This is a genomic window from Bacillus sp. JJ1532 (assembly GCF_036965085.1).
GTDB lineage: Bacteria > Bacillota > Bacilli > Bacillales > Cytobacillaceae > Cytobacillus.
Genome location: NZ_JBALOW010000045.1, coordinates 163,538 through 170,993, shown reverse-complemented (window position 1 = coordinate 170,993; position 7,456 = coordinate 163,538). Strand labels below are relative to the sequence as shown.

The 7,456-nt window shown below is 39.8% G+C and carries 9 protein-coding genes; 6 read left to right on the top strand and 3 right to left on the bottom strand.

What is annotated here, in order from left to right:
- Positions 1-571: 571 nt before the first annotated feature.
- Positions 572-1,531 carry an MBL fold metallo-hydrolase gene (locus tag V7122_RS16270; protein ID WP_335354368.1) on the top strand — a complete coding sequence of 320 codons (960 nt, stop codon included), beginning with the start codon at positions 572-574 and terminating at the stop codon, positions 1,529-1,531.
- A gap of 12 nt (positions 1,532-1,543) precedes the next feature.
- Entirely contained in the window at positions 1,544-2,338 is a 795-nt protein-coding gene (locus V7122_RS16265; RefSeq protein WP_335346624.1) for an SDR family NAD(P)-dependent oxidoreductase, read from the top strand.
- Positions 2,339-2,423: 85 nt separating this feature from the next.
- On the opposite strand, the gene V7122_RS16260 is transcribed toward V7122_RS16265, so the two are convergent.
- Positions 2,424-2,621: a YqzH family protein gene (locus V7122_RS16260; protein ID WP_335346625.1), complete on the bottom strand. Its 198-nt coding sequence runs from the start codon at positions 2,619-2,621 to the stop codon at positions 2,424-2,426.
- A gap of 204 nt (positions 2,622-2,825) precedes the next feature.
- Here V7122_RS16260 and V7122_RS16255 point away from each other — a divergent pair, with 204 nt between their 5' ends.
- Together V7122_RS16255 and V7122_RS16250 are read left to right on the top strand one after the other, a co-directional pair.
- Positions 2,826-4,085: a DinB/UmuC family translesion DNA polymerase gene (locus V7122_RS16255; RefSeq protein WP_335354371.1), complete on the top strand. Its 1,260-nt coding sequence runs from the start codon at positions 2,826-2,828 to the stop codon at positions 4,083-4,085.
- 16 nt (positions 4,086-4,101) lie between these two features.
- The gene (locus V7122_RS16250; protein ID WP_335346626.1) at positions 4,102-4,434 is read left to right on the top strand and encodes a YolD-like family protein; all 333 of its coding nucleotides are present in this window, start codon (positions 4,102-4,104) and stop codon (positions 4,432-4,434) included.
- A 137-nt stretch (positions 4,435-4,571) separates the two neighbouring features.
- Here V7122_RS16250 and V7122_RS16245 read toward each other — a convergent pair whose 3' ends face one another.
- The gene (locus tag V7122_RS16245) at positions 4,572-5,747 is read right to left on the bottom strand and encodes an MDR family MFS transporter (RefSeq protein WP_335354369.1); all 1,176 of its coding nucleotides are present in this window, start codon (positions 5,745-5,747) and stop codon (positions 4,572-4,574) included.
- 118 nt (positions 5,748-5,865) lie between these two features.
- On the opposite strand from V7122_RS16245, the gene V7122_RS16240 reads away from it, so the two are divergent.
- Together V7122_RS16240 and V7122_RS16235 are read left to right on the top strand one after the other, a co-directional pair.
- Positions 5,866-6,723, top strand: a complete 858-nt coding sequence (locus V7122_RS16240) for a LysR family transcriptional regulator (RefSeq protein WP_335346628.1) — start codon at positions 5,866-5,868, stop codon at positions 6,721-6,723.
- A gap of 79 nt (positions 6,724-6,802) precedes the next feature.
- The gene (locus tag V7122_RS16235; RefSeq protein WP_335346629.1) at positions 6,803-6,964 is read left to right on the top strand and encodes a hypothetical protein; all 162 of its coding nucleotides are present in this window, start codon (positions 6,803-6,805) and stop codon (positions 6,962-6,964) included.
- A 33-nt stretch (positions 6,965-6,997) separates the two neighbouring features.
- Here V7122_RS16235 and V7122_RS16230 read toward each other — a convergent pair whose 3' ends face one another.
- Complete coding sequence (locus V7122_RS16230) at positions 6,998-7,210, bottom strand: CDGSH iron-sulfur domain-containing protein (RefSeq protein WP_335346630.1); 213 nt, start codon at positions 7,208-7,210, stop codon at positions 6,998-7,000.
- Positions 7,211-7,456: the final 246 nt, after the last annotated feature.

The window sequence follows — 7,456 nt, the reverse complement described above, 5'->3', positions numbered from 1 at the left end:
AACTAACAATCAGTGGGGAATGATGCTGACAAAGAAAGGTTTGGCTTAATGTCTTTATCGGTACTCGCTTGTCCTTAGCGTTGGTACCCCCACTGATTGAAGTTTCACTTATATTTATTCATTTATAAGAGGAATAATGTTAGGCAAGGAATAAGGCAAGCGAATTTTAATAAAAAGTTCCGATTAAACTATTTCAAATAGCGCATTCATTCACAGTGAAAACCGAAAACGATTCTTTTGCATTCGAATTTTATTCAGATTTTTATATTTAGCGGACAGAGAATCCTTTATTTCCGTAAAATTTGCTCCTTAGTCGAATGAATAGGACACAGAATTCGTTAATGATGAAAAAACATGAGAAAATATCATTCTTTTCATGTAATAGCGGACTCAGAGGCCGTTAACCTTGATAAAAACATTCTTTTCAGATACATAACGGATCTATCGTCCTCCTATCTCTAATTATGTGAAAATAATGACAATTGGTAAATTTAAGAGTAAACTTATGTTTATATACTGCATGGATTAGATATTATTTTATTTAGATATAGTATTTTGAGGAGTTGAAGAAATGACAGAATGGAAAAATGGCATTGCTAAATTGGTTATCCCTACCCCTTTTGCGGTTGGTGATGTGAATATATATGTTGTGAAGGGAGAGCGGCTGACACTTGTTGATGTTGGGCCTAAAACAGAAGAAGCATGGGAGGCTTTAAAGGCACAATTGCAAGATTTAAGTCTATCTCCTGAAGATATTGAACAAGTTGTCCTTACCCATCATCATCCTGATCATGCTGGTCTTTTGGACTTTTTCCCTGCCAGTATGGAAGTATATGGACATCGTTTTAATGAAAGATGGCTAATGCGGACAGATTCGTTTTTAAAGGCGCATGATGAATTTTACTATGATCTATTTCCTAAGTGCGGAATTCCAGATCGATTTTTTCCTTTTATTAGCTCGTTAAAAAAGTCTTTGCGTTTTTCCTGTAGCCGTTCCCTTACAAGTGTATTGGAAGAAGGGGACACTCCGCTGGGGCTTGGTGACTGGACGGTTATTGAAATACCTGGGCATGCTCAAAGTCATATCGGTTTGTTCCGAGAGAAGGATGGGGTTTTTATCGGAGGGGATCATTTACTGGCACATATTTCTCCGAATCCTTTAATGGAACCGCCGCTTCCTGGAGAAACAAAGCGTCCCAAACCGCAGCTGCAATATAATGAATCATTAAAGAAGCTAAGGCAATTCCCAATCCGGCTTGTTTATTCAGGACATGGAGAGGATATTTATGATCCTAATGAATTAATTGAGAAAAGACTGGCACGTCAGCATGAGCGTGCGATATTTATAAAAAAATGGCTTGAGCAGGAGCCTCTTACCGTTTTTGAAATTTGCCAGCGTCTATTTCCGGCCGTATATGAAAGGGAGTTTGGCTTAACGATTTCAGAAACGATTGCCCAGCTTGACTATTTGGATGCTTTGGGGGAAATTAGTATAAATAAGGCAGGGAAGGCATTTTATTTTTCTGCTTAGCTGAGGTGGAATATGTTGGATCGTTTGAAAAATAAAACTATTATTATTACAGGTGCCTCGGCCGGAATCGGTGCATCGATGGCTTCACTTTGTGCGGAAAGAGGAGCCAATCTTGTTTTGCTCGCCCGAAGCTATGAGAAGCTTCTTTCGCTGAAAACGGATTTAGAAAGCCGTTTTCATGTAAAGGTTGATATACATAAGCTTGATGTTTCCAGCACTGACGAGGTGCAGGCTGTTTTTTCAAAGGTTTTGGAGCGGCTTGACCGTGTTGATGTTCTTGTTAACAATGCAGGTTACGGGGTTTTTCGCGAGGCTCATGAGGCAAAAATCGATGATATTAAAGGGATGTTTGCTGTCAACGTTGTTGGCTTAATGGCTTGCACAAGTATGGTTTTGCCTATCATGCGACAGCAGGGAAGCGGTCATATTATTAATATTGCCTCCCAGGCGGGTAAAATTGCTACACCTAAATCAAGTGTCTACTCAGCGACGAAGCATGCTGTGCTCGGCTATACAAATAGTCTTCGGATGGAGCTTACTAGCCATCGTGTTTTTGTAACGGCCGTTAACCCTGGACCGATTGAAACGAACTTTTTTACCATTGCCGATGAAAAAGGAACCTATGTTAAAAATGTAAAAAGATTTATGCTAAAGCCAGAGTATGTGGCAAAAAAGGTTGTAGATGCGATGCTGACCCCGACACGAGAAATTAATTTGCCGGGCTGGATGAATGCAGGCAGTATTGTATATACCCTTTTTCCTCGCTTGTTTGAGCGGCTTGGAAGACGGATGTTTAATCAAAAATAAACACAGCAAGCCTAATTCGGAAAAGAAACCAGGCGTATTGAATACAACTTCAGTATGTCTGGTTTTTCTTATTGATTCACACTTACTAAAAATAAGGCGAATCCGTTATATACCCATACACGACATCATTCACAATGTCGTACAAATCACTTTCTTTTTCTTCATGTTTTAGTAAATTTATTTTTTCGTACATTCCCTCAAATTCCACACTATCAATAGAAATTGATTCATGATATTGCTTTAAGCATGTTTGAATCATTTTAAAAATGAGTTTTCGATCCATCTTTCGTATGCCTCCTCTTGTCGATTATACGACTTTTTAGGCGGAAAGGTATATTAAAGCCCCCTTTTTTTAGGGAATTAGTCGTAAAATTTCCATTGAATCAGAACGTATATTCGCTTATTATAGTGGGTATATATAAGAATGTGTGTTCTCTTTTTCTTTTATGCAAGGAGCCTGTGTTTTTCTAGGAGGATGGCAAAAGTCATGATTGATTACAATACGATGCCCAAAAATAAAATATTGTGTGTCGATATGAAGAGCTTTTATGCAAGCTGTTCCGCTGTTATAGAGGGACTTGATCCTCTAGAATGCTATCTTGTTGTGGCTGGAAAAAAAGAGCGGAAGGGGAGTGTAGTTCTGGCGGCATCGCCAAAGATGAAAAAGGAGTTCGGTATTAAGACGGGAAACCGTTTATATGAAGTTCCGGATGATCCGCGCATTATTGTTGCGGAACCGAAAATGGCAACTTATTTGAGGATATCAACTGAAATTACTCGAGTTTTTAATCGGTATGTCCCGAAAGAGGCGATTCACACGTATAGCGTGGATGAAAGTTTTATAAAGGTGGATGAGGCTTTGCATCTTTGGGGTGATGCTCTTACGATTGCCCGAAAGATAAAGGATGATATTGAGCGTGAGTTTCAGCTGCCATGTGCCATTGGAATTGGACCTAATATGCTGCTCGCAAAGCTTTGTCTTGATTTAGAAGCGAAAAAATTAGAAATTGCTGAGTGGACTTATGAGGATGTTCAAACGAAATTGTGGCCGGTCTCTCCTTTAAGGGAAATGTGGGGGATCGGGCGCCGCGTGGAAAAAACGCTGAATGGAATGGGGATTTTCACAGTTGGCCAGCTTGCTCACTATGATTTAGAAAAGCTGGAGAAGAAATTCGGCATTATGGGAAATCAGCTCTTCCATCATGCATGGGGGATTGACTTTTCTGATATCGGTGCCCCGATTATGGAGGGACAAATTAGCTTTGGAAAAAGCCAAATTTTGCTCAGAGATTATAAAGAAGAGCATGAAATTAAGTATGTCATTCTTGAGATGTGCGAGGAGGTAGCAAGAAGGGTGCGAAGTCACCGGAAGGCAGGGAGGACGATCAGCTTTGGGATCGGCTACAGCCAAGATGAATTTGGAGGCGGCTTTTACCGTTCAAAAACAATTGATGAGCCAACAAATGTGACAATGGATATTTATCGTGTATGCATACAGCTTTTTCATCAATTTTATGAAGGAAAAACAGTGCGGCAAATTTCGCTCTCCATTGGAAAACTTGTTGATGATAATGAAATGCAGCTAAACCTTTTTGATGGTAACGGCTGGAAGAAGAGGGAGCTTGGCTACACAGTTGATTACATCAGATCAAAGTTCGGAGCAGGAGCCCTTTTAAGAGCAGTCTCCTATACAAATGCGGGAACAGCTAAGCACCGGGCGACTTTAGTTGGAGGTCATAAAATGTAGCGAAGGGGGATCTTAAATGATTCGGGATCGGGGCAGAATCAAGTGGACATCTATGATGCTCCCAGAACATGTGAAATTATTGAGAGACTGGGCGAAGGAAGATATGTACGATCAAGTACGGGACATAGACGAACAAAATTTTGAAAGCATGAACACCGTCATTTCGGAGGCAATGGAATTTGGAAAAAGCGTTGCTGTTACTCATTATCGTCATAAAAATTATGAGCTTGTAATGGGGACCATTCATTTTTGGGATGAAATAAATCAGAAGCTGCATATTGTTGATCGTTTTGAGGAAGTGCACCGGATTCATATTTCTGAAATAGCTGATGTGCGGGTTACAGATTAATAAGCAGTTTAACGCAGAAAGACACTCGGATATTTTTTCTAGTCATCTTTCTGCGTTTAGTAAAGGAAAAAAACAAATTAAAAGTCTCCAACAAAGAGACCCATCATTTCATCCAGGTTATACTTCCATATCTTTTCTTAAATGCTTCTCTTCTTTAACTCTCCTAATTGAGTATGTTTTCTTGTTATCCATTGCAGCCATTGAATACTGATGGCTGAAAGGAGGCCCGCTAAAGTACAAATAGTCCAATTTACATGTGGCATATGCTCATACATCCACCCGCCACCACCTTGGCTCAAGCTGCCTCCAATTGCCATGGCAAGCAGAGAAAAACCAAAATAGCTTGCAGAAAATTGTGGTGGGGCAATTTCCGAAGTATATTCGTATGAGGTTGGTTCCACCAGCATAATGCCAACAGCGTATGTACAAAAGCCAGCCCAGAAAATTAGGAAGCTATCCGACACCCCAATTAGTAACATACCTGTTCCCATGATAGCCATACCTGCTTTAATGACCGATAACCGCGAAAACTTTTTCGTCCATTTTTGCAAAGGATATTGGAGAAAAACGACAATCATCCCATAGACGATAAACAAACTTGACACGAATGTTGAACTGTTAAACACTTTGGCAGCATGCAGCGGAATCGTCAAATACAACTGCATAAACATAAACCAAAATCCAATCATGCTAATCGTAAAATAAATAAACAGCCGGTCAGATTTGACCTTTTGCCAAGAGTCCTTAAAGGACTGCTTTGGTACATTTACATTTTCTTTAGGCAGCATCAAAAAAGTAATCAGCCCGCTGAAAACAAAAATCCCGCCGCATACTAAGGAAGAATAGAAAAAGTCGAGCTGCAATAGTATTCCGCCTAATATCCCAGCACAAATAATCCCGGAATGGCGAACAATTTTATCTAGCGCAAAAATATCCCCTCGTTTAGAAGGGTGACTAAAAATGGACATAGCAGCCTTGCTTGTAGGCTCAAATAAGGAACCACCTATACCAGCGATGATAGCAGCAACAATTAATTCCATCGGAGTTGTGCAAAATGAAAATAGCAGAAAGCCTGCTCCTCGCAAAATCATCCCTGTACTAATCAATATTCGATAATCAAACCGATCCCCGAGCATCCCTGATAAAAAGGAAGTGCCTTGCTGTATCAACTGGCGAATCATAAGTACCACTCCTGCAATACCAGCAGAAAGCGCTAAATTTCCAGTAATATAGGAAGATAAAAACGGAATAAATGCAAAAAAACTGACATTCATAAGAAATGAATTTACTAGTAATAATCGTATGGCTCTCATCAAGCTCTCACCTTTCATCTAAAACGAACTATTAAAAGTGTATCAGCACAATTGTCATTTGTATAACGAATAATTATAATAGCATTAATTAAAAAAACTAATTATAAGGATGGATAAAGTGGAAATTCAACAGCTACGTGCGTTCTTGTCTGTAGCTCAGACGAAAAATTTTACAAAATCAGCAGAATTAATGTTTATATCCCAATCAACCGTTACAATGCGTATTAAAGCATTAGAACAAACACTTGGGAAACAATTATTTGAGCGAGATAATCGACAAGTTCTTCTTACCACAGCAGGTAAAGAGTTGCTGGACTATGCAAAGAGAATTGTTGAGCTTGTTGATGAAGGGGCAAGAAAAGTGAGTATAGAAGAAACATTTGAAGACTCCTTAGTTATAGGAAGCTTGCATTCATTATGGGATTATCTGCTGTTTCCAATAATGAAAGAGTTTCAAGCAAAGCATCCAAGAACAGCACTTCGTTTCATTACGGGACATTCATGGGATATTGTTCAGCATGTTCTCGATGGGGTCATTGATTTTGGAGTCGTCCTTATTCCACCTACTCATTCAGAAATCGAGGTTCTTCCATTTAAAAAAGAAGAGATTAGACTTGTTACAAATGCGGATACCGACTTTTCGAAGGAAATCGATTTGGCTAATTTAAGAAACTTGCCCTATATTCATATGGATTGGGGACCAAGCTATAACCACTGGTTTGAAGAGAACGTTGGAAAGGAAACGCATTCTTTAATGGTCGATCACGCCTCTCTGTATGTCCAATATTTACGAAGTGGTAACTTTTTGGGACTTTTGCCATCCGTTATAGCAGATACTTTCATACAAAGAGGTAAGCTTGTGTCCCTTCCATTTCGCTCGAAAACGAAGCCGCCCATCATTCAAAGCTATATCATTTATCCAAAACGAAAATTAGAATCGATTAAACGATTGCTTGAACATATGCTGCAAGCCTGACTCCAATGCCCATTTCTAATGGAAATGATTAAAGTCCCTTCAGGAGAAGCACCTTAACAAAGAAGGAGGTGTTTTTCGCATGCCAAGAGGAAAAGAGCTCGAACAGCTTCCGATGGCTAATGTCGCCCCAGGTGCAGGGGATGACAGCAGCTTGATGGATCGGGAAATTCTGCGGGGGATAACGGAGGAAGAAGAGGTAGCTCCAGCAAAAGTTGGGAAGGAAACGAAAAAACGGGGATAATATCCCCGTTTTTAATGAAAAGTATTGGTTGACCTATGCTTCTTCGGATTTCGGTGCACGAACAACAGATTCAAAATTTCCTTTATGAGATCCATCGCAAAATGGTGCTTTAGCTGATCTGCCGCAGCGGCAAAGAGAGAAAGTTTGTTTTGTTTCAAATTTGTTTCCTTCCGCATCAATTAAGTCAACATCCCCAGTAATACGATATGAGCCGTTGTCATTCACTTTAATTGTAACTTTTGTCATCTAAATCCATCCTTTCACAAAAATGCCACATTTATCTTCTATGTTAAAAGGTAAAGCAACAAAAAGCAAATAAGGCGATCTATAGCACCCTTCGACAGGAAAAAAGGTTGCGCAAGGTAGTTAAGGAGGCACTATAACACCCTTCGGCAGGAAAAACAGTTGTGGAAGGTAGTTAAGCCGGCTCTATAACACCCTTCGGCAGGAAAAACAGTAAGGGAAGGTAGTTAAGGGGGCTCTATAACGCCC